This window comes from Methylobacterium currus (assembly GCF_003058325.1).
Taxonomy (GTDB): Bacteria; Pseudomonadota; Alphaproteobacteria; order Rhizobiales; family Beijerinckiaceae; genus Methylobacterium; species Methylobacterium currus.
Map to the genome: position 1 here is coordinate 2,865,640 of NZ_CP028843.1, position 24,717 is coordinate 2,890,356.

The following is a 24,717-nucleotide window of genomic DNA, read 5'->3' on the forward strand; positions in this document are numbered from 1 at the left end:
GGCGGCACTCGCGTGCCGCCCGCTCTCATTTCCTTGAACTACAATCTCAGCCGCGCTGAGCCACCGTCACGTAATCCCGCTTGGGGGCGCCGGTATAGAGCTGGCGCGGACGGCCGATCTTCTGGGACGGGTCCTCGATCATCTCGGCCCACTGGCTGATCCAGCCGACGGTGCGGGCGAGCGCGAACAGCACCGTGAACATCGAGGTCGGGAAGCCCATCGCCTTCAGGGTGATGCCCGAGTAGAAGTCGATGTTCGGGTAGAGCTTCTTCTCGATGAAGTACTCGTCCTTGAGGGCGATCTGCTCCAGCTCCATCGCGACGTCGAGCAGCGGATCGTCCTTGATGCCGAGCTCGCTCAGCACCTCGTGGGTGGTCTTCTGCATGATGCGGGCGCGCGGGTCGTAGTTCTTGTAGACCCGGTGACCGAAGCCCATCAGGCGGAAGGGATCGTTCTTGTCCTTGGCCTTGGCGACGTACTCGCCGACGCGCTCAGGGGTGCCGATCTCGGCCAGCATCTTCAGCGCCGCCTCGTTGGCGCCGCCATGGGCGGGGCCCCACAGGCAGGCGATGCCGGCGGCGATGCAGGCGAAGGGGTTGGCGCCCGAGGAGCCGGCCAGGCGCACCGTCGAGGTCGAGGCGTTCTGCTCGTGGTCGGCGTGCAGGATGAAGATCCGGTCGAGCGCGCGCGACAGCACGGGGTTCGGCTGATACTCCTCGCACGGCACCGCGAAGCACATCCGCAGGAAGTTCGAGGTGTAGTCGAGGTCATTCTTCGGATACACGAAGGGCTGACCGATCGTGTACTTGTACGCCATGGCCGCGAGCGTCGGCATCTTGGCGATCATGCGCATGGAGGCGATCATGCGCTGCTTCTCGTCCGTGATGTCGGTCGAGTCGTGGTAGAAGGCCGAGAGCGCGCCGACCGAGGCCACCATGACGGCCATCGGGTGGGCGTCGCGGCGGAAGCCCTGGAAGAACCGGTTCATCTGATCATGCACCATGGTATGGCGCGTGACGCGGTAGTCGAAATCGGCCTTCTGGGCGGCGGTCGGCAGCTCGCCGTACAGCAGCAGGTAGCAGGTCTCGAGGAAGTCGCCGTGCTCGGCCAGCTGCTCGATCGGGTAGCCCCGGTACAGGAGCACGCCCTCGTCACCGTCGATGTAGGTGATCTTCGACTCGCACGAGGCGGTCGAGGTGAAGCCCGGGTCGTAGGTGAACTGGCCGGTCTGCGCGTAGAGCTTGCTGATGTCGATGACGCTCGGGCCGATCGTGCCGGCCTTCGTGGGCATCTCGATCGCGCGGCCGTTCACCGTGAGGGTGCTGGTGGGGAGGCTCATGGGGTTGCGGACCCTTTCCATCAACGTGACTGAGCGTTGGCGCCTCGACCGCGGCCCCCGGGGCAGGGCGGCGACTTTGCTGCGGGTGCTCACTCGCCGACCGGGTTAGCGGATCGACGCACCGGCATCAACCGCGGCCCCCCGCCCGGGTGACAGAATTCAGTTTCTGTTCATGGGCGATCGAATCACCCCCGCGCGCGCAGATTCGCGGGGGTGCGCGGTTCGGTTGTGCCTCAGGCTGCCTGCGCGCGCAGGCGCTCCAGGCTTTCGTCGCGGCCGAGCACCGCCATCACGTCGAAGAGCGGCGGCGAGGTCGCCCGGCCGGTGAGCGCGGCCCGCAGCGGCTGGGCCACCTGCCCGAGCTTGACCCCGGCGCTCTCGGCGAAGTGGCGCACCGCCCCCTCGGTCGAGGCGGCGGTCCACTCGTTCAGTGCCTCGAGATGGGGCAGCGCCCCGGCCAGCCGCTCGCGCCCGCCATTGCCGAGGAGGCCGGCCGCCTTCTCGTCGAGAACCAGCGGGCGCGGCGCGTAGAGGTAATAGGCGCTGTCGACGAGCTCGATCAGGGTCTTGGCCCGCTCCTTCAGCCCCGGCATCGCGGCGATGAATTTTTCGCGCAGGGCCGCATCGAGGGGGGCGGAGAGGCTCCAGCGCGACCCTTGCGTCGGCAGGATCGCCTCGATCGCCTCCACCAGCGCCTCGTTCGAGGACGAGCGGATGTAGTGCCCGTTCAGGCTCTCGAGCTTGGCGAAGTCGAACCGGGCCGGCGAGCGCCCGACCTGGGCGAGGTCGAAGGCGGCGATCATCTCCTCGGTGGAAAAGATCTCCTGGTCGCCGTGGCTCCAGCCGAGGCGCACGAGGTAGTTGCGCAAAGCCGACGGCAGGTAGCCGAGGTCGCGATAGGCATCGACGCCGAGCGCGCCGTGGCGCTTGGACAGCTTCGCCCCGTCCGGCCCGTGGATCAGCGGGATGTGCGACATGTTCGGCACGTCCCAGCCGAGCGCCTGATAGATCTGGGTCTGGCGCGCCGCGTTGGTGAGGTGGTCGTCGCCGCGGATGACGTGGGTGACGCCCATGTCGTGGTCGTCGACGACCACCGCCAGCATGTAGGTCGGCGTGCCGTCCGAACGCAGCAGGACGAGGTCGTCGAGGTCCTTGTTCTGCCAGACCACCCGGCCCTGGACCGCATCCTCGACCACGGTCTCGCCGTCGGTGGGCGCGCGCAGGCGGATCACCGGCTTGACGCCGGCGGGCGCCTCCGCGGGGTCGCGGTCGCGCCAGCGGCCGTCGTAGCGGATCGGCTTGCCCTCGCGGCGCGCCGCCTCGCGCATCTCGGTCAGTTCGTCCGGCGTGGCGTAGCAGTGATAGGCCCGGCCGGCGGCGAGCAGCCCCTCCGCCACCTCGCGGTGCCGGGCTGCGCGGGCGAACTGGTAGACGACGTCGCCGTCCCAATCGAGGCCGAGCCAGTTCAGCCCGTCGAGGATCGCGTCGATGGCGGCTTGCGTCGAGCGCTCGCGGTCGGTGTCCTCGATGCGCAGGAGCATCCGGCCGCCGTGCCGGCGGGCGTAGAGCCAGTTGAACAACGCCGTGCGACCCCCGCCGATGTGGAGGAAGCCCGTGGGCGACGGGGCAAAGCGGGTGACGACGGAGGACATGCGCGACGAGAACCGGGTGAGAGCGAAAAAACGGTGTGGCCGGGGCCGTTAGGGCAGGGTCGGCTGAGTCGACCCGCCGGCGCCGGGTCCTGTAGCATGCGCGAGACGAGCCGTTAAGAAACCGCTTTCCGGGCCGTCCTGTCGCTGCGAGGGATTTGGCGGCGGGATCAGCGGCGGTTGGGCGCAGCCTCGTCGGGTCGGGGCGCGGGATGGCGGGGCCGGGCGCGGGGACGGGGCTCTTGGTGCGCGGTTTCCGCGCGCTGCCGGCGCCCGTGCTGCTGCTGCCGGCGCTCGGCTCCTGGTTCTCCGCCGGGCTCGCGACGGAAGCCGCGCAGCGCCGGCTGTTTCCCTGGCTCGCCGTCGCCTTCGGGGCCGGCGCGCTGCTGTTCCTCACCGTGGCGGACGGCCCGGTCTTCCTCGCCGCGCCGCTCGGCACCGGGGCCGCGCTCGCCGGGGCGGCTGTCGCGCTGCGGGCCCGGGCGGTGGCGCCGGCCCTGCTCCTGGCCCTGTCCTTCGTTTTTCTCGGCTTCGGCGCCGCGGCCTATCGGACGGCCAGCGTCGCCGCGCCGGCGCTCGCCCGCACGGTGATCGCGCCGCTTCATGGCTTCGTCGAGGCGCTGGAGGAGCGCGAGGAGGGCGCACGGCTCGTGGTGCGGGTCGTGCGGCTCGGCGAGATGCCGGTCTCCGAGCGCCCGGCCCGGGTGCGGGTCTCGTATCGCCGCGCCGACGGCCTCAAGCCCGGCGACTACATCGAGGCCAAGGCGCGCCTGCTCCCGCCGCCGGAGCCGGCCCGGCCGGGCGGCTACGACTTCGCACGCGATGCGTACTTTCGCGGCATCGGCGCCGTCGGCTCGCTCCTCGGCCAGGCCGCGGTCAAGCCGCCGCCCGAGCCGGCGCCGCTGGGCTTGAGGCTCGCCGCCGGCCTGGACGAGGCCCGCAACGCGCTCACCCGCCGCATCGCCGAATCCAATGGCGGCCAGGACGGCATCACCCAAGCCGGCGCGGTGGCGGCGGCCCTCGTCACCGGCAAGCGCGGCCTCATCGACCAGCCCACCAACGACGCCCTGCGGGCGGCCGGCATCTATCACGTCGTCGTATGAGGAAGGTTGACCGGCACGATCCTTGGGTCCAGGGTTTCGGTCATGCCGCGCATCAAGGCTTACTCCTACATCCGCCTGTCCTCGGAGAAGCAGCTCAAGGGAGACGGCGAAACCCGCCAGATCGAGCTGCGGGACCGCTTCGTCGCGCAGCACGACCTCGATCTCGACGAGACCCTTCGCGACCTCGGCGTCTCCGCCTTCGACCGCGACAACGTGGAGCGCGGTGCGCTCGGGAAGTTCCTGCGCAAGGTCAAGGCGAGGGAGATCCCCCGGGGGTCCTACCTCCTCGTCGAGAACCTTGACCGTCTCTCGCGCGACAACGTCATGAGAGCCTTCCGGGTGTTCATGGACATCCTGGAGGCCGGCATCGTCATTGCGACGCTCGGCGACGATCGGATCTACAGCGAAGAGAGCATCAACCAGAACTGGACCGAGCTCATCATCTCGCTGGCGGTGATGTCGCGTGCTCACGAGGAGAGCATGCGCAAGGTCCAGACCCTGCGAGGTGTCTGGGTCCGCAAGCGAGCCGACCGCGGTCGGAAGATGACGCGCAAGTGTCCGTCATGGCTTACGGTGTCCGATGATGGAACGGAATGGATCGTCAATCGGAAGCGAGTCGAACTCATCGAGCGCATGCTGCACGAGCTTGCCTCCGGCATCGGTCGCGACAAGATCGCCCGGCGCCTCAACGCCGATGGCGTGAAGCCCTGGGGACATGGCCGCGAGTGGCACGGCGGAACGGTGACCAAGTTCACCGACAACGAGGCTCTCATCGGCCGCCTCCAGCCCTGCACCGTTGAGCGCAAGGTTGTAGATGGGGTGAGGATCGAGAAACGCATCCCCGTCGGCGACCCAATCGAAGATTACTATCCCAAGGTAATCTCGGACAAACTCTGGCAAGATGCCCGCAAGGCCTCGGACAAGGTGGCGCGGCAGGGCAAGGGCAACACCGGCGGCCGGAGAGGCACCATCCTCTCCAACCTGTTCGGCGGCCTCGCCAAGTGCGACGCCTGCGAGAGCCCGATGAACTACCGCGACAGGGGGCCGCGGAGTACGCCGTGCCTGCGATGCTCGGGCAACCGCAACGGGACGTGCGACAACGAGAGCAGGCCCCGATACTTGCCGTTGGAGCGGACGGTCCTGTCATGGGCGAAGCTCGCGGACGAACCAGCGACACAACACGGCATCCCGGAAAACGAAGCGCTGGCCACGGCGGAGCGCCTGCGGGATCAAGCCGCCGCCATCGTCGAACGTCTGGTCGTCGCGATCGAGCAAGGCGCATCGCTGGACGGGCGGCTGATCCAGCGTCAGACCGAACTGGCGCAGGCGGAAGAGGCCGTTGTGGCGGCGCGGCGTGCCGCGAGGGCGGCGGTGCCGACGTCGTCGCCGGAAGCGCGGTGTGGCATCATCTCGGCCGTCGAGGCATCTCGCGACCTACCCGAGAAGGAACGGTTCGACGTTCGGTCCGCCGCCGCTCAGGAGCTTCGGGACCTCATCACGGAAATCCGCTGCCACGCCGACGGCAGCGTCACCGTCTGGACCGGGGACATGGGGTTCCGCATCCACATTCAGGGCGACGAGGCCTGGATCGACGGCGGCGTCGAATTCCCGTCCGGGACCATGGCGCTGAGATGGGAGAGCAGGGACGGCGTCGTGACGCAGCCGGCCCTGCCGGTAAGCAGATGATCGCCATCATTTCACGGGGCGGGATGGAAGGGTCGCGCGAGAAAGAACGCCTCAACGGATTCAGGGCCGCGACGTGATTTTCGGCTGGCTCTCCCGCCTTCGTGCCGCCCGCGCCGTCCGCCGCGATCTTGTCGAGCGCGATGCCAGGGATCTGGTCAAGCGGTTCGGGGGCTCGGCGTACTCGGTGGCCCGGGATCGCGCCAGGGCCGCACGCGACGGCAGGACGTTCGACGCCAACAGGTCGAGCGCGCACTGGGGAAAGGTGAAGCTGCGTATCGCGGCCATGTCGGGCCACGCGATCGGTCTCGACACCGCGACGCGCTGGCTCGAATCGGACGACAAGGCGAAGCCTCCTCGGTAGGGTCACCCGATCGGCGGGCGTTTGCGGGCATCTCTCGTAGGATCGACAGATAATTTCAGACCTGAGCGACTATGCGGGCCATGCCCGCGTCGCCACGGCGATAGCCCTGCCTCGGCGCTTCAGACGCCTCGCCCGTCACTGCCAGTGCGAGCGCCTCGTCGAGACGCAGCATTTTCCAGCCGGTGCGCTCTCCGCTCACGCTGCCGCCGCTCACCTGCCAGACCCGCATCACCGCATGGTTTTGGCGAGTGAAACCGCAGGCGTGGACCTCAACGACGCGGACATAGCCATCGTACCGCACCTCAAGGCATCGACCCTGAGCCAGGGCCTCCTGTGCCGTCTTCATCATCATTGTCGCCTCTCCTATCACAAAGGCTCCCCAGGACTGTGAAAAGTCATGGATCACGCTACTTGACACGTACAAAAATCGCGACACCCTATCATCTAATGCTTTGTTGGGCGTAAGGTTTTATTTCAACGTCCCTGCAATCGGCCGATTAACAGCTCCCAATAGAGTTCGGAGGCACCTTCGGGGGTCAGCTTCCGCTCGTCATCCGTTCTCCTGCTTGCCATGCCGAGCGAGCGCAGGAACATGCCCTGGTCGTCTGCGTCGACCCGCAGGTTCTCGTTGAACGAGTTGCTCTCCGCCCGGTCGTTGGCCGAGTAGGAGATGCCTTTGCCGAGCATGCCGCCGAGCACCACGCTGCAGCGGGAGACGGCCTGCCCGCGATCGTAGACGACGGCAGTGAAGCGGTTTGCGTCGAGCCTACGGAAGTTGGTCTCGATGCCCTCGTTGCGCTCCTGGAGCTCCTCAAGGGACCCTTGGAAAAAGCGCGCCATGTACTCGTAGGCATCCGTCAGGAAGCGGTCGCGGTCCGCTTCGGTGAACACCTTCTTGAGGCGCAGATTGCTCGACCTCGGCCCCGTGATCGGCGCGGCTGCCTCCGGGCCGGGCACGCCACGCGGGGGCGCGGGCGCGGGGCCCGGCTTGGGAAGGGCCGCGCGGATCCACTTCACGACGTCGAGGAAGGCTTCGTCGAGATCGGGCCAGCGCGTGATTGCGAGGCCATCGCGAGGCACTCCCAGGATCTTGCCGAACGGCATTGGGTGCCAGTCGCATGGACGCAGGATCACGGGGATGACGCGGGCTTCCCCGCGCTCGTGACGCTCCATCGCGCGGGTCATCTCCACGTCATGGCAGTAGTCCGAGGCAATGAAGTCCGGGGACACGAGCAGCAGGATGACGTCAGCCCGTTCGAGCTCGGCCCTCACTCCCGTGTCGAAGTCGTCGCCAGCCCTGAGGCGGCGATCGTGCCACGTCTCGATCAAGCCCTGGCGCTTCATGGTCGTGAGGGCGACCTCCAACCGGTCGCGCAGCGCTTCATCCTTGTGCGAGTAGGAGAAGAAGATCGTGGCCATGCGTCTTTCCTGACGACCGCGTAGGTCCGGGAGTTGCGAGGGTTCAGTACAGCTGGGGCTCGTCCTTGGCCCAAGCGAGGGTGATCACGCCGTTGCGCTCGCTGACGGGAAGGCCCGTCATGCTCTTGAGGGTCTCGACCATGCCGGCGAAGGCAGCTTTGCCGACCTTGCCGGGCACCAGGGAGAGAGAGGTACGCTTGGCCGCAGCAGCCTGGATCGCCTCCTGCAGGATCGCCTCGATGCTCGTCTCGACGAGATCGACGCCGGCCTCCCGGCCGAAAACGGCGACGGCATCGAAAATCCGGTGGGATTGCTCTGAGTAGCTCCGCCATGAATTCGTGTTGGCGATGGCCTTCGAGTAGGCTGCTTGGACCTCGGACTTGAACTTCTCGGGGGACATGGCTCTTTCTCCTGCCGATGGGGCTTCAGGAAGCGATCGCGGTGGCCCGCGTTACTTCGGTCGGTGCGGCCGGGGTCGTCTGCGAGGCGTACCAGCCTTGGTAATCGAGGTGCTTGGCGAGGGCGGCCGGCCGGTAGGGCGCGACGCCGTCGCACTGCACGACGGAGGGCAGCGCGAACCGATCGGCGACGCTGGGGTGCACGGTCGCGTCCGGCTTGATCTCTCGATCCTTGGCCTCCCAGGTCTTGCCCTCGGCCCAGCGGCGCACGAAGCCCGGGATCCAGGAGGCCGAGACGCGCGCGGCGATCGTGTCGCGCATGCCGGCGACCTCGCAGTGCTGGACCCCGGCCGCCGAGGGATGCAGTCGCAGCCTCGGGATCTGCATCACCTCGATTGGGTGGCGGGGATCAGCGACCGGGGGCATCCCGTCGACCTTGAGGCCATCCGGGATCCCGACGGCCTGCTCCAGCATCCACTTCAGCGCGATGTCGGACAGGCGGGATTCGGTCTCGTCGTAGCTGCCGCCGATGTCGGAGTGGTTGCCGGCGAACCAGAACTGCCGAAATTGGTCAGGCGTCCCCGGCTCGCGCGGGGGGCGCACCTCCGTGGGCCCCCACTTCACGCGGTCGAAGTCCTTGCGCCGCTCGTCGATGGCGATGGCCGCGCGTGCGTAGCCGACCTGGGCGCTGAGTAGACGGTCGAAGTTCTCCCCCTTCCACTCGGCGACGTGGCTGTGGCTCTGCCCCTTTGTCGGCCAATCGGTGATCTTCTTGGTCTTCTTGGCCACGAAGTGACGGCGCACCGTCAGGGCGGCCAGCGCCGACGCCGTCACGAGGACCGCGGAGGTGCTCAGGTCCGCCCACCAGAAGGAGCGGTCGAAGAGGTACGCGAGGCCCCCGACGACGGCGGAGGTTACCGCGATCAAGACCGCGAGCGGGATGGTCACCGCTGCGACAAGCCCAGCCTTGATCAGCGTGCGCTTGGGACCGGCGACGCCCAGCGCCGCCACCGTGTCGAAGGTACCGACGAAGTATGGTTCGACGTTGGACTTGGCCGTGCCGTCCAGATGGGTCGAGCCGTATCGCTCGCGGAAACGGCGGGCGAGCTCGCGTCGCTCCTCGTCGAAATCCTTGCGAGGGTGCCCGGCGCCGTGCTCCAGAACCGTGTCGACGGCCTCGCGGGCGATGTCGCGCGACATCTTGCGATAGCGCAGGAGCGGCACGCCGTCGCCCGTGGTCGGGACGCCGCAGTACATCAGCAAGTTCGCCACGCAGCGGACCGTGTAGGCGCCGCGGCTGAAGCCGATCAGGTAGATGCGGTCACCCGGCTCGTAGTGGTCGATGATGAATCGGTAGCAGTCCGCGATGTTCGTGGTGATGCCGCGCCCCGAGAGGGAGGCCGCCATCTTCTGCGCGAACCTGACGGGAGCCGTCAGCGCCGTGGCGCCGATATCGGTGCCGAGGCCCGGGTCATAGAAGGCAACCTGCTCGGCCGGGTCGATGCCGCTCTCCGGCCCGACCTTGCACACGCGGTACATCTTGTAGACGTTGCTGACATGCTGCTCGGGGCGGACGCCGCCGTCCTGCCCGGTGCCGTCCGAGAAGACCACGATATTTTTGGGCATCCGCCTACCTCTGGAACGCCGGAGCCCGGAATGGGCGACAGCCGCCTTGATGTCCTAGGCAGTGATGCCGCCCAGGACGGGTTTTCAGATTTTTGGCCCGCGTTGGGGGCCCTTCAGGCGACGGGGCAAGGAATGTATGGCTCGACCTCGTCGACCAGGAAGTTCCTCTGGATCTCCCGCCCGGCGCCCTCGACGAGGACCCGTGCCATGGCCGGCAGCTCCGCCTTCGCGCGCAGATAGTCGTCCAGCGCGATCGGGTTGGTGCTCTCGGGCGCGTCGATGCGCGTGAGCCGGTCGCGGCCGATGAGCAGGCCCGCCTGTCCGATGGCGTTGTGCGACTGCGCCTTCATGGCCGCCTGGATGACGCCGCGCCACTGGATCATGCCGCCGGAGGTCTTGTTCGCGTCGACCTTGAAGGCCGTCTCCCCGCAGCCGAGGGTGAGCACCTGGATCTGGCTGCGGTCGATGTCGAAGCATGCGAGCGCGTCGACCACCGCGTTCATCGTCGGATTGTTCGACCACAGCCCGCCGTCGACCATCACGTAGCCGTTGTTCGACAGCGCCTCGAAGTAGGTCGGGGCGGCCGCGGTGCTCAGCGCGACCTTGACCATGCGCTCGGAGCGGTCCTTCCGATAAGCGGGGTGGTGAGGCGTCTTGAACACGAACGGCTCGCCGTGGAATCCCTCGAAGGCGGGGATGCAGAGACGGGTCTTGGCCTCGCCGAAGGTCGTCTCCCCGAAGATCCGCAGCAGTTCGTCTTCGAGGGGCTTGCGCTCGTAGACGTAGCGGTAGCGCTGGCGCACGAACCGGGTGAGGCGCTCGATGCGCGACGGCGGCGGGAAGATGTTGCCGCCGCGCTCGACGTAAACGTCGCGGATCGCGCGGGCCGTCAGGCCGTGGGCGAGCGCGAGGGCGATGATGCCGCCGGTCGAGGTCCCGGCGATCATGTCGAAGTGTCGGGCGACCGAGTGCCCATCAAGGAAGCGGCCCTCAAGCTCGGCGAGCACCGCTGCCGGGAGGATGCCGCAGATGCCGCCGCCGTCGATGGAGAGGATCCGGAAGGGCCGGTCCTTGGGCCAGGGCAGGGGCTCCCTGCGGCCCTGCTGGGTGCCGTCGGAACGGCGCGGGGGTACGTAACTCATCGTCCGGCTTCCTTAGCGGCAGGGGGTTCGGCGTGCCGGCCGCCCCCGGACCATTGTCCGGTCGCGCGCCAGCCCTCGTAGCAACCGAGCCAATCGAGAGCCCAAGGGATGGTCGTCTCGGCGATCAGGCGGAACGGGGTCCACTCGCCGGTCTCGTGATCGAACAGGCACAGGATCGGATCGCCGGCCCTGTCGACGTAGACGTGCGGCAGCGAGCCCTCGCTGTTGCCCGGCTGCCGCTTCAGAGCCGGCGAGATCACGCGGACCTCGGGCTGCTGCCGGAGAGGGGCGATGCGCTCGATGACGAGAGGGAGCCGATACGAGACCTGCACCTCGTAGCCGAGCATGAAGGGCTTGAGCGTCCCGCGCCAGGTCGCCGCCCGCTCTGAGCGTTCGACGAGCCGGAACGATGGCCAGGAGGTCCGGATGGCCCAGTCCTGATCGGCGATGGAGGGGAAGACGCTCACCACCGGCGCCCCCCACGGAAGGTGTGGGAACTCGCCGAGACCGGCGCCGCGGCGGCGACGGCGCCGACGCCAACCAGCGCGGGGCGGCTCGGGACGTAGAGGCCGCCTCGCGGCGTGTAGGCGTGGAGCCCCGACTGGACCGCGCGGCCGGTCCTGTCGTTGAAGCGGCGGACCGAGGTAGAGACCACGTGGCTGCCGAAGCGTTCCCGCAGCCAGTCCTGGATATCCTCCAGGCTCGAACCGTGCTGCTTGATCCACGCAAGGCCGTCGGCGAGGTCCGTGAGCTTGGCGGCGTAGTCGTCCTGCTGGGCGAGGTTCTCCGGCCAGCGATCGGTGAAGCAGTCGTCCGTATGGACGGGGTTGACGACCTTGATGCGCTCGCGGCGGTTGCTGGCCGCGCGCAGGGAGCTTGCCACGGCGCGAGCCAGACGGATCACCATGTCGGTGAGAGGCAGGCCCGGCTGGGAGGCGTGCCCGGCGAAGCAGGAGAGCATCACCGAGGGCGGGATGCGCCCCTTGACGCCGGCATAGGCGACGTTGCGGTGGCGCTTGAGCAGCTGCAGGGCGACCGTCGCCACCGCCTTCACGATGATGGGAACTTGGTCGAGGATCTCGTCGACCTCCGCATCGGCACGCACCTCCATGCCGTAGGCCTCGTGCAGCCGCTTGTTGAAGGCAGCCGCGAACCGGCGCTCCAGCGGCGTGCGGGCTTGGTACCATTCGGCGAAGCCGTAGGCGTTCATCGGCACGTGGAAGTGCTTCGATGCCGGCTGGTCCGGGTGGGCATGGAAGATGTGGCTGACCCGCTCCGCGCCGTATCCCAGGCGCACCGCCGGGGTCACGTCGACATGCATCCGGTCCGCGTAGCGCACGGTCACGCACCGGGTCTGGCGCTCGACCTTCTGGCTGGTCGGGTAGCCTTCAAGCGAGCGGTAGAGCAGGTCGAGCACCGCGTCCGGATCGGACTGCGGATCGAGATCCAGCGCCGCGACGATGTCGAGGTCGTACTCGTCGTCGGTGCCCCGCGTCGACGTCGTCGCGTCGATCGCCATGCTGCCCTGCGGATAGAACCGCAGGATGCGCCCGTTCAACGGGCTGCCCGGGCGCTCCGCATAATCGCGGATGGCCTCATAGCGCCCGCCAGCCTTCGCGTGCAGGCCCGGGGGCAGCTGCACCGAGATGGCGATGTCGGCCATGACCGCGTCGAGCGCGCTGGCGAAGGGATCGAGGTCCATGGGGTGTCGAAAATGGTTCATGAAAACTTTCCTTGGCTAGACACTCGCCGAGGTTGAAAACCGTCGTGTCCGTGGCATCCTGCCGAGGTATGCCGGCCAAGCTCGCGTCTCAGAATTTGGCTGGCTCGGATTCTGAAAAATGTCGGCGGGGGGCATAGGGGATGTCGGTCGGACGATGGGCCGAGCGGTCGGCTGCGGAGGCGAGCCGGGGGCGAACGGGTGGGAGATGACTTCAGCCCGGAGGAATTCGGGGCGGCCTGTCGCAGCTTATCGCGCGACGACCGCAAGAAACTGGGCGCCATCGCGAAGCGGTTGTGCGGGGGTACCACGCTCAACCCGGACGATCTCCTGAACGAGGCGATCTGTCGAACCCTGCTTGGCACAAGGCAGTGCGACCGGGAGCTGAACGTCGTCGCCTACCTCGCGGGTGTGATGCGCAGTCTCGCCTCGCACGAGCGGGACAAGCAAAACCGGTCGGTCTCGACCGACGACGCGGAGAAGGTCGACGCGCATATGCGGGCTCGGCTCGGCGGGATGCCGAAGGCCGGGAGCGCGGAGGACGCCATCATCGACGCCCAAGAGAGGGCGAGGATCATCGAGGAGGTGTTCGAGATGTTCCGGGACCAGCCGAAGGAGCTTGCGGTGCTCGAAGCTCTCAGGGACGAGCTCGCCGGCAAGGCGCTGCGGGAGCGCACCGGGCTGGCACAGGGCGATCTCGACTACGCGAAGAAGCGCATCAGGAATGCGCTCTCCCTCCGCTACCCGAAAGGATGGAGATCATGAACCGAGAGATGACCAAGGACGAAAGGTTCCTGGATGCCCTGGATGACCTCTACATCGAGGGGATCCTGGCGGCCTCTCCCGAGGAGCTCGATGCGGAGCTGCTCGCCATCGGGGAGGACCCGGACACACTCGTCGCCATAGCGGATGCCGCCTTCGAGCGCGCCCACGCCACTTGCGCCGCCGCCACGTGCCCCGCCCCAACCGTTACCGCTTCAGCCGCGGCGACGGCCGAAAGCGGGATCGACCCCTTCGCCGTACGGGCCGACGGGGGATTGCGTGGGGTGGCGCGCAGCTTCGGCTGCAACCTGAACTTTCTCGGGCGGCTCAAGGACCGGCTCGTCCGCGCCGAGGATCTGAGCGCCGCGTTCGTCGCACGCTTGGCTGAGGCGCTCGGGACCGGCCCGGACGAGCTCGCCCGCTTCCTCGCCGGGCCCGCCCGGGTGCCTGCGAACGCGCGGTTCAAATCGGACGTCAAGCCGGAGGCCAGAGAGAAGCAATCGCTGGCCGAGGCCATCGAGAGCTCGGGCCTGAGCGACGAGCAGAGGCGGCACCTGGCATCGCTTTAGAAGGACATCGCCGTCGTGAACGGGTTCGAGGTTGTCAGGCTGAAAGCGGCGCAGGTTCACGCGGCTGCGGTCGAGGGCGGCGCCGATCCGCTCTGCCCGCTGGATCTCGTGGTCGCTGCCATCGATGCCCATGAGATCGATCTCAGCTGGCTCCGCCCCGGCGATGCCTACCTCCGCGGCGGACGCGGCCTCTACGACCCGACCCTTCCGGCCATCGCCTGCGAGGATCGCGGGGACGCCACGGCCAAGGCGCTGCTCGCGGGGCATGAGCTGGGACACGCCGTCCTGCACGATCCCGACGATGTCATCGTCGACGGCGACATCGATCCCAGCCGCGCCGTGGAGGCCGCCGCCACGGGCGTGGAGAAGGTCGAGGGCTACGGCCGGCGAGAGCGCCGGGAGTTGCAGGCCGACCTGTTCGCCCGCGAACTGGTCCTCCCGCGAGCCTTGGCGCGGCGCCTCTTCCTGGAGGACGGGCAGGGTGCCACCGACATCGTCCGTCTCACCGGCCTGCCCCATGCCCTCGTCGCCCAGCAATTGGCCGATTGCCTGCTGCTACCGGAGCACCGTCCGCGCGCCGAACTGGGTGCCGGTTCGGGACCTCCGCTCGACAAGAGCCAGCGGGCTGCCGCCTTTCACGAGGGCACCCCGTACTTGCTGCAGGCGGGTCCCGGAACAGGGAAGACGCGCACGCTGGTCAGCCGCATCGAGCGGCTGCTCGACCGGGGCGCGACAGCCTCGGAGATCCTCGTCCTTACCTTCTCGAACAAGGCGGCGGGCGAGCTTGTCGAGCGGTTGACCGCTCGCGTGCCCGAGGCAGCGGCCGCCGCCTGGATCGGCACGTTCCACGGCTTCGGCCTCGACGTCCTGCGGCAGTTCCACGACCGCGAGAGGCTGCCCGACGATCCTCGGCTCGTGGACAAGGCCGATGCCGTCGGCATGCTCGAAGATCTCGTCCCACGGTTGCCGCTTCGTCACTTCCGGAACTTGCACGACCCGACGCTCGACCTGAGCGACATCCTTGCAGCTGTGTCCCGGGCGAAGGACGAACTCACCCTTCCAGACGACTACATGGCCCTCGCCGAGCGCATGGCGGAGCGGGCTGGCGCCGACGAGGAGGCGGGTCTACGCGCCGAGAAGGCAATCGAGGTCGCCGCCGTCTACCGCGCCTACGACGCGGAGATGCGGCGGCTCGGTCACCTCGACTTCGGCGATCTCGTCATGCGACCGACCCTCCTGCTGGAACGGGACCCCGACGCCCTGGATATCCTGCGCGGCAAACACCGCCACATCCTCGTCGACGAGTACCAGGACGTGAACCGGGCGAGCGTCAGGCTCCTCAGGGCGTTGGCTGGCGGGGGCGAGCGGCTTTGGGTCGTCGGCGATTCTCGCCAATCGATCTATCGGTTCCGCGGCGCCTCCTCGGCCAACATGACCTGCTTCGAGACCGATTTTCCCGGCGCGCAGGTCGGGCGCCTGACGATGAATTACCGTTCGTCGGAAGAGGTAGTCGCGACGTTCTCGGCCTTCGCGGCTGACATGGCGGCCTCGCGCGGCGTCCTGCCGCTCGACCTCACCGCACACGCGGGGCCCGCGCAAGCCCTCCCTGAGACACGCAAGGTCGAACGCCCGGAGGACGAGGCCGCCGCGATCGCGGCCCGCATCCTCGAACTGCAGCAGACCTGCGGCGTGGACTTCCGGGATCAGGCCGTGCTCTGCCGTGGCAACGGCCGCTTGGCTGCGGTCGCGGCGGCGCTCGAACAACGTGACGTCCCGGTGCTGTTTCTCGGTAACCTCTTCGAGCGCGAGGAGGTCCGAGATCTCCTCGCCGTGTTGGCGCTGTTGGTCGATCCCAAGGCCGGCACCTTGGCACGGGTCGCGCGCATGCCGCGATACGCCATGCCACTTGAAGACGTCGGTCGCCTCCAGCGCGTGAGCGCGCGGTGTGAGGAACCGATGGAATGGGCGTCGGAATCGACGGCCCCGCCCGGCGCCCCGGCGGCGGCGCTGGCGAACCTCCGAGCCGACTTCCAGGGCCTCGACGCGACCAGCCATCCCTGGGAGGCACTCTGCCGCCTGCTGTTCGACCGACGGCACCTGCTGCCCGATCTTCGTACCCCCCTTGGGACCCGGGACCGGATGCGGATGGTGGCACTCTGGCAGTTCCTTGCATTCTGCCGGGACCTACCATCGGGCCAGGGCCTCGCGATCCAACGCCTGCTGGACCGCACCAGGCGGTTGGTCCTTCTGTCCGAGGAAAGGGACCTCCGCCAGATGCCCGCGGCAGCGGCCGCGATGGACGGGGTTCACCTGATGACCGTCCACGCCAGCAAGGGCCTGGAGTTCGAGGCCGTGCATATCCCCGGCATGGTCGGACAAGGATTTCCGAGCGGCGGCCGGACGCCGCGCTGCCCTCCTCCGGATGGCCTCATCGTCGGCGCCGAGGGCTTGCCGGGCGTGGAGGCGGTTCGGCGCGGGCATGCCGAGGAGGAGGAGTGTCTCTTCTTCGTCGCGACGTCCCGGGCGCGCCGCCATCTCACGCTCCTCGCGGCAAGCCGCAAGGCAAACGGCAGCGGTCGCCAGCTCTCACCTTTCTTCGACAGGGTTGCCGGGGTCGTGCGGGACGTGGCCAATCCCCCGCTGCACTTGCCCGAGATACCCGAGCCCGACCAGAACCGGATAGGCGTCGCGTGGGCGGGACCGCCCTCCTTCACCGCTGAACAGATCTCCCTCTACGACCAGTGTCCCCGTCGCTTCTTCTACACGCACGTGCTGGGCGCGGCCGGCGGGCGCCGCGCGACCCCCTTCGCCAGGATGCACGACGTGGTCTACGAGGTACTGCGCTGGCTCAGGCAGGATGCGCGGAACTGGAGCCTGCCGCTTGAGGCGGTGCGGGCGCATTTCGACGCGGTCTGGTCCGTGAAGGGGCCGACCGAGGGCTACGTTGCGGATCTCCAGCGTGCGGGCTTCGAACTGTTGGAGACGCTCATGCGGACCCGGGAGGGGTATGTCCCCGGGCCGCGTGAGCCAGTCACCATCGATCTCGGCGGCCTCGACCTCGTCGTGTTGCCAGACGAGGTGCGCGGCGAGGGATCGGGCACGGTCTACCGGCGTGTGCGAACCGGTCGGAGGCGGAAGGAAGAGGAGGACGATCTCGTCTACGCCGCCTATTCCATGGCGGCCGGCCTACGCTACGGCCCCGGCGCGCGGGTCGAGGCCATCCACCTGAGCGGTGACGGCGTCATGAGCGTCTCGTTGACCGCAAGGAAGCAGACGAACCGCGAGCAAAAGCTCCGCCTCATTGCCGAGGGCATCCTCGCGGGCAACTTTCCCCCGGACCCTGACGAGAAATCCTGCCCACGATGCCCGCACTACGTGACATGCGGGCCTGTTCCGGCCGGCACCCTCACGGTTCGTGATCCCTGCGGGGTGGAGCCGGTAAACGCCTAAGAGCGTTCATCCTTGCACCAAGTGAGCAGCAGGTCGCAGCGATCTCAAGAGTCGTATCCAGTGGTTCCCGGCATGAATGGCCGCGCTGACTAAAGCATTCCTCATCCGTCACACCATCGGGCCCAATTCCCAGGTGTCTGCGCCCGACGGCGGGCGCACGGTCGGGAGTACATCATTCCCGACTGGAAGCATTCCATGGGACAGGCGGCGCCGAGCCGCCGGCTGAGCCGGGCAGGCATTTCGTGGAAGCCAGAAATCCATTCCATGTAAGCCGCGCATGCTGCATGGAATGGATGTCTCGGACGCGACGCGGCCCCGACGCCACACGCCGGCCCTGCGCGTCGTTACGGATTCTGCTTGCCTGTGCGAGAGCGCTCCGCCTGACGGCGCCTCTCGGAGCCGCAGGGAAGGGGTATCCACCGAGGGGCGGGCTTGTGCCGGCAAACGTAGCGCCCCCGGCCCTACCAGGGTTGATCACCGGGCCGCGTGCGCCTGACGGCGGGCGCACGGTGGGGAGCACATTATTTGCTGGCCGAGGAGCCTCTCGGGCCTTCTCGACCGGGTGCGACCAGCCCCTACTCGGTCCAGCCCGACCCATCGAGGTACCGGCGTCGTCCCTCACAGCGGACCAAGCCAACCGCGCGCAGGACAGCCTTCGCGGCCTCCCCGGCCCACGATTTGACGCCGAGCCCCTGTATCGCGTCCGAGAGTTCACGGCGGGAGAGGCCGCTTGTCCCAACCTCACTCAAGGCGCTCGGTACCGCCCACATCGCCTCGGCCGAACAGGACCCGGTCGGTTGTCCCTCGGTCGGTCGGAGACCGGCGCTGCCCTCCGACGCATGCTCTACGCGCCTTCCCAGTCCCTCAATCGCAACGACGAGGCCCGCGATTGAGGGCGCAGGCTGGGTCGCCAGCACGCGGACGCGGTGCGCCCCGCGGCTCGACCTCAGGCCGCCTCGCCCTCGGGCATGGTCGAAGTCACCTCCGCGATCGTCCGGAACGGTTCGAGCAATTCGGGATGCCGGGTGGCGAGGAAGCGATGCACCTGCCGGTTGGCGAGGAGCTTAGCGAGGTACCCCTTGGCCACCGTCAGGTGGAGGTTGTCCCGGCTGAAGGAATCCTGGATCGCGCCCATGGACATCTGCAGGTTCTCCAGCTCCCGCTCCATCCGGGCCATCGCCGCCGGGCTCACGCCCTTCGGCTTGGATTTCGCTCCAGAGACGAGGTCCGCCTGAGGCGTTCCGGCGAGGATCGCCGATGCGTAGGCCACGCTGAAGTTGTTGTGCTGGACCATGAGGTCAGCGACGGCCATCTGCCGCAAGGGTTTCATCTTCCGAAGGATGTCGAAGACGGCCAGCGGGCAGTGTCGGTCCGTCAGCTGGGTTACCACCTCATCGCATATCCCATCCAGCATCTTCACCCGGCGCTGGATGCTCACAACGTCCATCCGAAGCGCGGCGGCGATCTTCTCCTGCGGCACGCCGCGCTCAATTGTGCGGACGATCATCGCCCGCGCCATCACGGGGGTGAGGCGGTTGAGGTGGCGGTTGTAGGTGTACGCCTCGTCGTCCTTGGAGACGATGCATTCCACCTCGGTCGCCCCCTCGTCCTTCAGCACCTCTACTCGGACGTGGCCGTCGAGCAGGAGGTAGCGCCCCGGGGCAGCCGCGTCCCTCGATATCACGGGGGGCTCGACCACGCCGATCTCTCGGATGGACTGCGCGATCTGCGCGTACGCGAGGCTCGCCCTCAGGGTCGGCCTGAGGATCTTCACCGGCATCAGCGAGGCGATCGGCACAACGACGATCCCCGGCTCGAACCCGAGGCTTACTGATTGTCGCCGCCCCTCGCTCATGACGTCCTCCCGGCCACGCGGGCCTCTAGGTCAGCCGGCATCGCATCCAGCCTCTCGGCCTGCAGCAACTGCACGAAGGCTTGGTCCCCTCGAAGCTTACGCATGGCCTCGACAATGAACATCAAGCGGGATTGCGTGAGCTCCGCCTTCTTAACAAGGACCCTCTCACGATCGGCCTCTTGCTGAAAGATGCGGAGCAGCGCGGTCGGTGATGTCGGGGACCGTGGGGGTTCCTTGCGTCCGAAAGCGTTGGTGTCGACCTCGCGGCCCCGCTTCCGGCGGGCTTCGAGCAGGAGGCGCGCCTTCACCAGCTTCCCGCCCGACAGCTTCTTCTCCGCGTATGCCTGTGCCAGGAGGGCCTGCTCCCCCGCTTCGTCGGCCTTCGCGATCTCGATGGCCACGCTGATCGGCAGGATCCCGGTCTCGACGGCCGACAGGAGGCGTTCCTCGCCCCGCTCGATCAAGCTGCCGATCATGTTGACCCATTGTTGCGTGCAGCCGACCTTCGTCGCGATTTCGGCGTCGTTGTAGCCGCGCTTGCGGAGGGTCCCGATGTCGTGGAGCAGGTCGACTGGGCGATGCTGCCGACGCGCGCAGTTCTCGACCAGGCCCATCACCAAGCAGTCCTGCTCGCTCGCATCGACCACGATGGCGGGGATCTCCGTCTGGCCGAGCTCGATGCATGCCCGCAGGCGCCCCTCGCCGCAGACGACGCCATAGGCCTCTTGGCCATCTTTGGACGGGATGTGCCTGACGGTGATCGGACGCTTCAGGCCGACCCTGCCGATGTTCTCCACGATTTCCTGGAAGCGCCGCTTCTCGCGCGATCGCGGGTTGAGCACCGTAATCCGGTCGACCGGGATCATGACGACGCGCTTGGTGACCCGTTCCATCACGCGGCCTCCGTGAAGCTGGCCCTCTTGGCTAGCGAGTAGAAAAAGTCGAGATCGTCGAACCGGTAGCCGTCGAGGGAGAACCCGTTGCGCTCGGCGAGGCGCAGCCGTGGCTCGGTCATGTCGATGCTCGGAAGGACGTAGTAGTCCAGCGGGGTCTCGTTGCCCGGATTCATGCGGACTGCGACGGTGAAGTCCGGCGCAAGGCCCGCATCGAGCCGCAGGCGCCACCGGGACGATCCCGCAGCGGTGCTGCGATGGCGGGAGATCACGATGGAGGTCGTGAACTCTCCGTTGACGCCGAGAAGGTCCGTCGCCGGATCGCGGTCGACCGTGCCGCCGACGCGTTCCAGGCCCTCGACCACGGAGCCGACCACCTCGGGATGCAGGGCCCTCAGGCGCCGGTTCTCCTCAAGGTATCGATAGTCCCGATCCGGGGTGTAGCCCACCAGCCGGTAGGCGCGCAGGAGGCTGCCGAAGCGGCGCCGGTAGACGCTGCTCGACGGCATGTCGTCGCGCTCGTCGATGACCAAGCTCGACAAGGCGCCCGCCGCCTCCAGCAATTGCGCCAGCAGTTCGAGCAGCTCCGCGTCGTCGTAGCGGCGGCTGCGACCTTCGACGATCGCGCGCGCCTTCTCGAAGATGTCGCTCGCCACGACCGGCTCGAAGGCCCCCTTCGCGACCACCCACAGGCCTGGCGGGTTCACGACCCGGCGCTGCTTCAGCTTGTTGGAGACCCGGTTGTAGACGTTGTCGCCGACGTACTTCGGGTTCGTCAGCACCTGATGCACCGTCCCGCGCGTCCATGGGCGCCCGAGGTCGGTCCGGCCCCCCTCGCCGTTCAGCCTATCCGCGATCTCGCGCTCCGGCTCGCCGGAGAGGAAGAGGGCGTAGATGCGCCGGACGGTCGCCACCTCGGCCTCGGGACCCGGCACCAGGATGACGCGATCGGTCTGGAGGCTCTTGCGCTCGCCGAGGCGCAGCTCGGTCTTGGCGGCGCCGTGCTCATCGACCATCAGGCGGCGCAGTCCGTACCCCGCCATCCCGCCCTGCCGAAATCCCTTCTCGATCAAGCGGCACTGCCCGGCGAAGACCTTGACCGACAGGTCCCGGCTGTACTCGCCGGCCATCAGGCGCTTGACCGTCTTGAGGAGCGTCGAGCCGATGCTGCCGTCGTTGTCGAACTGCTCGGCGCAGTAGTGGACCGTGATGCCGGCGCGGCGGCAGACGTGCTCGTGGTAGGCGCCCTCGTCAGCATCCTGGAACCGGCCCCAGCGGCTCACGTCGTAGACCAGGATCGCCTCGAAGTCCGCTCGGCCGCCCTCGACCTCGGACAGTAACCGGCGCAGGGAATCGCGTCCCTCCAGCGTCAAGCCGCTGCGTCCGGCATCCTCGTAGACCCGGAGGATCTCGAACCCGTGCTTCTCGGCGAAGCGGCCTATGAAGGCGAGCTGGTTCTCAGGCGAGAACGTCTGCGGCTCGGTCGACATGCGCACGTAAGCCACCGCCGGCTTGGGCCCGCGCCGACAACGACCGTCCAGGGTGTCTTTACCGGTCGGCCTCAACCAACGATCCTCGTTTACACGGCTTACTATGCGATCGCATCTTGGAAGCCGTAAGCTTCTCTCATCCCGAACCTACTGACAGGAGGTTGGGAATGTCGTTTCCGAAAGAGAGCAACAAGTTTCCAGTCGGCGGGGACAGACCTCCCGTTTCGGAAGGCACGGTCGCCACGGAGATCGCTAAGGCCCTGCGGAGGGAGCTCGGCAACTCACACGCCGCGGTGAAGACGGTGGCGCAATGGACGGGCGCCAGCGAGCGTGCGGCAAAGAATTGGTTAGCCGGACGTTTCGCTCCGAGCGGGGAGCACCTCGTCTCGCTGGTCGAGCGCTCCAACGAGGTACTGTTCGTATTTCTGATCCTGGCGCATCGACACGACGTCGCCACCGCCGCGGTGCTCGTCGATGTTCGCGACAGGTTGAGGGCGGCGTTCCTAACCGTGGATCGGATACTCGGAAGTGATCGCGAGGAAACTTAACGAGCGAGGCGTGGCCTTTTGCGGATCCCCGCTGCTCCTTTCCTCTGTCAGACTTGGGCGCAAGCGCGACGAACACGACCTGGATCAAGGAGCTTTGAACACCACGGCATGCGCCCCGCCGGCGCCCGCCGGCGCCCGCCGCTCCTTCCGCGTCCGGTCGTTCATGCCGACCGCCGGACGATGTCCCCGAGTGGCATGCGCGTCGTCAATGGCTCGCACGGTACTCCGCCACCATCTCCGGGGTGATGTCCTTCGCGTAGCAGAGCGGCGAGTAGCCGCCAGGTCGGACGTAAGCGGCTCGACGGCCGCAGGAGGAGCCGTTGCGGGCGCTCTGGTAGGGGCAGGCGCAGGGACCCGGGTACGCCGCGATTGAATCCGCAATCAGGATCTTCGCGATTTCCGCCGAGGACAGCTTGGGGGCGACCGTGGCCGGCTTGGGCTGCTCCTTCGCCTCCTGCACCAGGGGCTCCGCCCGGAGCCTCTTAGCCTGGATCCACCCTTCACGCTGCGTCGGCCGATGCCGAACGCGGATCCATTCCTCGCCGCGTTCCAGCACCTCGACGGGCTGCCCGGACCCGTAGCGGTCGACGACCTTGCCTTGGGCGCTGGGCTCGGCACGCAACGCGACCTTGCGTCCGGAAACGAACAGCGTCTCGGTGGCCGGTGGTTTGGCGGCGGCCGGGGAGACGGGGGGCTCCACCGCGGGCTGCGGGCTCGGCCTGTCGCGGGCCTCGACGGGCGCTTGGGCAAGGCCCACCGGCGCCGGGCCAGGCTGCAACGAGGCATAGGACGTCGGCGGATCCAGGCGCGGCTTCGTCGGGCCGGAGAAGGCCCCGAACAGGAGCAACGGCCCACCCACGACGAGCATGAGCGCGAGAGGTAAGCCACCTCCGCCCTTGGAGGATCTGCGCCCGCGCTGCGGCATGTGACGACCTCGGAAGCCCAGCGCCAAGGTTGCCGAGGCGTGGCATATGGTCAACCGGGCCGTGCAGGTTTGAACCGGGACTTTCCTGGGCCCCGCAGCACGGCCGAGGTCCGGGCGCTATCGGATCTTCGGTCGGGCTCGGCTGGCAAGGAATGGACGGGGAGGCCAGACAATCCGTGGGTTTTCTCTGCTGGTGCCGTCGCCGGGCATTCCTTCATCTCAGGGGGACGCCCCAGATGTCGGTCATCCCCCACAGCCTCCAGGCACGCTCCTTCTCGCAGGCATTCCATTCCTCGATCCGGGCGACCGCCGCTCGGGCGCGTTCGGTCGCTGCCAGGCACGATGCGACGGTCGGGTCCAATCCCGACAGGCGCCGACGCAGCGTCAGTGCCCGGACGGCGGGAAGCGCGCGAAGACGTCCGAGTGCAGGGACCGCACCGCCTGCGACATGTCTGCTACCGCCTCCGTCAGGTCGGCCAAGACCTCGATCAGGTCGTCGAACCCCGACGATCCCTCCGGGCACTCCGACGCCAGCGCCGACACAATCACGTGCAGCAGGCGCTCCTGCGCGTCGAGGCGTTGCGCGAGTTCCGTGTCCATTCCCGAGCCCTTCCAGCTTGATTCCGTGCACCCGGGCCCGTACCTCCGCGGCCAGGATGCGGTTTCCTTCGAGCCGCCTTGCCGCGGCCCCGATGACTCGCGTCACCAGGTGCGCGGTGCCGGCGCCATCCACGATCACCGGCCCTTTCCGACCCTGGCGCAGGGCGAGCCCCCGAACCTCCAGGGCGGCATGGAAGCCCGGGCCATCCGCGCTCGCGCGCCAGGCGGCGAGCGCCAGGCGTCGCACCTCTTCCAGTTGCACGCCGGTGCGCTCCTCGATCAGGCGCTCCTGCGGGGATGTCGCCGCGACCGGGCGGGCCGCCTTCGTTGAACCGTGGGCCACGAGCCAAGCGGCCACGTCGGCCCGGCCGTCGGCGCGCAGGCGCTGGACAATCGAACGGGCGTGCTTGGACGCAACCGGCGACAGGCCGGCCTCGAACTCGACGATCCTGCTGCACTTTTCCCGACGCGGAAAATCCCACGCCAGGTCGGCCACCTTCCCGTTCGCCCGGACGAGGCCATAGACGCGGTGCTCGTGCCCGCGACCGCCCTTGACGTGCACCACACCACAGTAGGGCTGGTCCTGCAGCCCGAACTCCGCCTCGAACAACCTCCACCATCGCGCGCGGGCGGCGGCCTCGTTGCGGATCCCCGGATCCGGGTTGACGTGGACATGGTAGATCGGGCGGTCGGTCCGGCCGCCCACCGACAGCGCCACGAGTTCCCGCACCTGATCCACCAGCCCGGTCGCACCGAGGCCGCGCGCCGCAATGACGGTGACGGTATCGTTCTCGGCCTTGAGGAGATGCCGGGCGAGAGCGTCCCCGGCACCTTGCCCGCGGACAGCCCCGGAGATCACCGCCGCGGCTGTTTCATCAGGACGGGGATCAGCAGGGCCCGAGCCCGATCCAATCCTGCCTTGGCCGCGGGCGCGTCGGAAAGGCTGATCGCGGCGTTAACCGAGGCCAACTCGCGGACCGCGGCCGATATGGCCTTCACGTCCTCGCTGGGCATCGGCAGCACGTTATGGCTCTTGGCGTCCAGCGGGGAGGTCAAGCCTATCCGGTCGAGCAGCTGGCGCCGGGCCCAGGCCCCCGCCGTGATGCCGTCCCGGCGCGCCTCGACCGCGATGGCGTTGCCGAGATCGTGGCTCATCCGGACCACGAACCGCATGTCGAGGCG

21 protein-coding genes and 1 pseudogene are annotated in these 24,717 nt (G+C 68.1%); 7 read left to right on the forward strand and 15 right to left on the reverse strand.

Annotated features, from left to right (window positions below; translation table 11 throughout):
• Positions 1 to 46 precede the first annotated feature (46 nt).
• Complete coding sequence (gene gltA / locus DA075_RS13390) at positions 47 to 1,339, reverse strand: citrate synthase (RefSeq protein ID WP_099953660.1); 1,293 nt, start codon at positions 1,337 to 1,339, stop codon at positions 47 to 49.
• 233 nt (positions 1,340 to 1,572) lie between these two features.
• Positions 1,573 to 2,991: a glutamate--tRNA ligase gene (gltX, locus tag DA075_RS13395; RefSeq protein WP_099953661.1), complete on the reverse strand. Its 1,419-nt coding sequence runs from the start codon at positions 2,989 to 2,991 to the stop codon at positions 1,573 to 1,575.
• Between the two features lie 209 nt (positions 2,992 to 3,200).
• On the opposite strand from gltX, the pseudogene DA075_RS13400 reads away from it, so the two are divergent.
• The 3 genes and pseudogenes from DA075_RS13400 to DA075_RS13410 all read left to right on the forward strand — a co-directional run.
• Positions 3,201 to 4,085, forward strand: a pseudogene (locus DA075_RS13400) (DUF4131 domain-containing protein); the annotation flags it as partial.
• A 12-nt stretch (positions 4,086 to 4,097) separates the two neighbouring features.
• The gene (locus DA075_RS13405; RefSeq protein WP_123834279.1) at positions 4,098 to 5,777 is read left to right on the forward strand and encodes a recombinase family protein; all 1,680 of its coding nucleotides are present in this window, start codon (positions 4,098 to 4,100) and stop codon (positions 5,775 to 5,777) included.
• A 73-nt stretch (positions 5,778 to 5,850) separates the two neighbouring features.
• On the forward strand, positions 5,851 to 6,138 hold the full coding sequence (locus DA075_RS13410) for a hypothetical protein (protein WP_099953664.1): 288 nt from the start codon (positions 5,851 to 5,853) through the stop codon (positions 6,136 to 6,138).
• 55 nt (positions 6,139 to 6,193) lie between these two features.
• Here the strand turns inward: DA075_RS13410 and DA075_RS13415 are convergent, their stop codons facing one another.
• The 7 genes from DA075_RS13415 to DA075_RS13445 form a co-directional block, all read right to left on the reverse strand.
• A complete protein-coding gene (locus DA075_RS13415; protein ID WP_099953665.1) occupies positions 6,194 to 6,490 on the reverse strand; it encodes a hypothetical protein in 297 nt (98 codons plus the stop codon).
• A 122-nt stretch (positions 6,491 to 6,612) separates the two neighbouring features.
• Positions 6,613 to 7,557 carry a toll/interleukin-1 receptor domain-containing protein gene (locus DA075_RS13420; protein ID WP_099953666.1) on the reverse strand — a complete coding sequence of 315 codons (945 nt, stop codon included), beginning with the start codon at positions 7,555 to 7,557 and terminating at the stop codon, positions 6,613 to 6,615.
• Between the two features lie 43 nt (positions 7,558 to 7,600).
• The gene (locus tag DA075_RS13425; RefSeq protein ID WP_099953667.1) at positions 7,601 to 7,957 is read right to left on the reverse strand and encodes a hypothetical protein; all 357 of its coding nucleotides are present in this window, start codon (positions 7,955 to 7,957) and stop codon (positions 7,601 to 7,603) included.
• A gap of 25 nt (positions 7,958 to 7,982) precedes the next feature.
• Positions 7,983 to 9,581 carry a DUF2235 domain-containing protein gene (locus tag DA075_RS13430; RefSeq protein WP_099953668.1) on the reverse strand — a complete coding sequence of 533 codons (1,599 nt, stop codon included), beginning with the start codon at positions 9,579 to 9,581 and terminating at the stop codon, positions 7,983 to 7,985.
• Between the two features lie 113 nt (positions 9,582 to 9,694).
• Positions 9,695 to 10,723, reverse strand: coding sequence for a CBASS cGAMP-activated phospholipase (locus DA075_RS13435; RefSeq protein WP_099953669.1), 1,029 nt, complete (start codon positions 10,721 to 10,723; stop codon positions 9,695 to 9,697).
• Positions 10,720 to 11,190: a type II CBASS E2 protein gene (locus tag DA075_RS13440; protein WP_244936572.1), complete on the reverse strand. Its 471-nt coding sequence runs from the start codon at positions 11,188 to 11,190 to the stop codon at positions 10,720 to 10,722. Before DA075_RS13440 ends, DA075_RS13435 begins: the two co-directional genes overlap by 4 nt.
• Entirely contained in the window at positions 11,187 to 12,446 is a 1,260-nt protein-coding gene (locus DA075_RS13445) for a nucleotidyltransferase domain-containing protein (RefSeq protein ID WP_099953671.1), read from the reverse strand. The genes DA075_RS13440 and DA075_RS13445 overlap by 4 nt, the downstream gene beginning before the upstream one ends.
• 198 nt (positions 12,447 to 12,644) lie before the next feature.
• Here DA075_RS13445 and DA075_RS13450 point away from each other — a divergent pair, with 198 nt between their 5' ends.
• The 3 genes from DA075_RS13450 to DA075_RS13460 are packed head-to-tail and all read left to right on the forward strand — an operon-like array spanning position 12,645 to position 17,224.
• Entirely contained in the window at positions 12,645 to 13,208 is a 564-nt protein-coding gene (locus DA075_RS13450) for a hypothetical protein (RefSeq protein WP_099953672.1), read from the forward strand.
• An 8-nt stretch (positions 13,209 to 13,216) separates the two neighbouring features.
• On the forward strand, positions 13,217 to 13,774 hold the full coding sequence (locus tag DA075_RS13455; RefSeq protein WP_123834281.1) for a hypothetical protein: 558 nt from the start codon (positions 13,217 to 13,219) through the stop codon (positions 13,772 to 13,774).
• Between the two features lie 15 nt (positions 13,775 to 13,789).
• Complete coding sequence (locus tag DA075_RS13460; protein WP_099953674.1) at positions 13,790 to 17,224, forward strand: ATP-dependent helicase; 3,435 nt, start codon at positions 13,790 to 13,792, stop codon at positions 17,222 to 17,224.
• A gap of 946 nt (positions 17,225 to 18,170) precedes the next feature.
• Here DA075_RS13460 and DA075_RS13465 read toward each other — a convergent pair.
• Genes DA075_RS13465 through DA075_RS13475 form a run of 3 tightly spaced genes read right to left on the reverse strand, consistent with a single transcriptional unit; the run spans position 18,171 to position 21,513 of the window.
• Complete coding sequence (locus DA075_RS13465) at positions 18,171 to 19,079, reverse strand: plasmid partitioning protein RepB C-terminal domain-containing protein (RefSeq protein WP_099953675.1); 909 nt, start codon at positions 19,077 to 19,079, stop codon at positions 18,171 to 18,173.
• The gene (locus DA075_RS13470) at positions 19,076 to 19,972 is read right to left on the reverse strand and encodes a plasmid partitioning protein RepB C-terminal domain-containing protein (protein ID WP_164712318.1); all 897 of its coding nucleotides are present in this window, start codon (positions 19,970 to 19,972) and stop codon (positions 19,076 to 19,078) included. The genes DA075_RS13465 and DA075_RS13470 overlap by 4 nt, the downstream gene beginning before the upstream one ends.
• Positions 19,972 to 21,513 (reverse strand): recombinase family protein, encoded by a 1,542-nt coding sequence (locus DA075_RS13475; protein WP_420813154.1) that lies wholly within the window; start codon positions 21,511 to 21,513, stop codon positions 19,972 to 19,974. The genes DA075_RS13470 and DA075_RS13475 overlap by 1 nt, the downstream gene beginning before the upstream one ends.
• Positions 21,514 to 21,629: 116 nt before the next feature.
• Here DA075_RS13475 and DA075_RS13480 point away from each other — a divergent pair, with 116 nt between their 5' ends.
• Complete coding sequence (locus DA075_RS13480) at positions 21,630 to 22,010, forward strand: class III extradiol ring-cleavage dioxygenase family protein (protein ID WP_210207037.1); 381 nt, start codon at positions 21,630 to 21,632, stop codon at positions 22,008 to 22,010.
• Between the two features lie 205 nt (positions 22,011 to 22,215).
• On the opposite strand, the gene DA075_RS13485 is transcribed toward DA075_RS13480, so the two are convergent.
• From DA075_RS13485 to DA075_RS13500, 3 genes are all read right to left on the reverse strand, one after another.
• Complete coding sequence (locus tag DA075_RS13485) at positions 22,216 to 22,857, reverse strand: SH3 domain-containing protein (protein WP_164712320.1); 642 nt, start codon at positions 22,855 to 22,857, stop codon at positions 22,216 to 22,218.
• Positions 22,858 to 23,149: 292 nt separating this feature from the next.
• A complete protein-coding gene (locus DA075_RS35980; RefSeq protein WP_123834283.1) occupies positions 23,150 to 24,394 on the reverse strand; it encodes a relaxase/mobilization nuclease domain-containing protein in 1,245 nt (414 codons plus the stop codon).
• Entirely contained in the window at positions 24,391 to 24,708 is a 318-nt protein-coding gene (locus tag DA075_RS13500) for a hypothetical protein (protein ID WP_099953680.1), read from the reverse strand. The genes DA075_RS35980 and DA075_RS13500 overlap by 4 nt, the downstream gene beginning before the upstream one ends.
• Between the last annotated feature and the right edge of the window lie 9 nt (positions 24,709 to 24,717).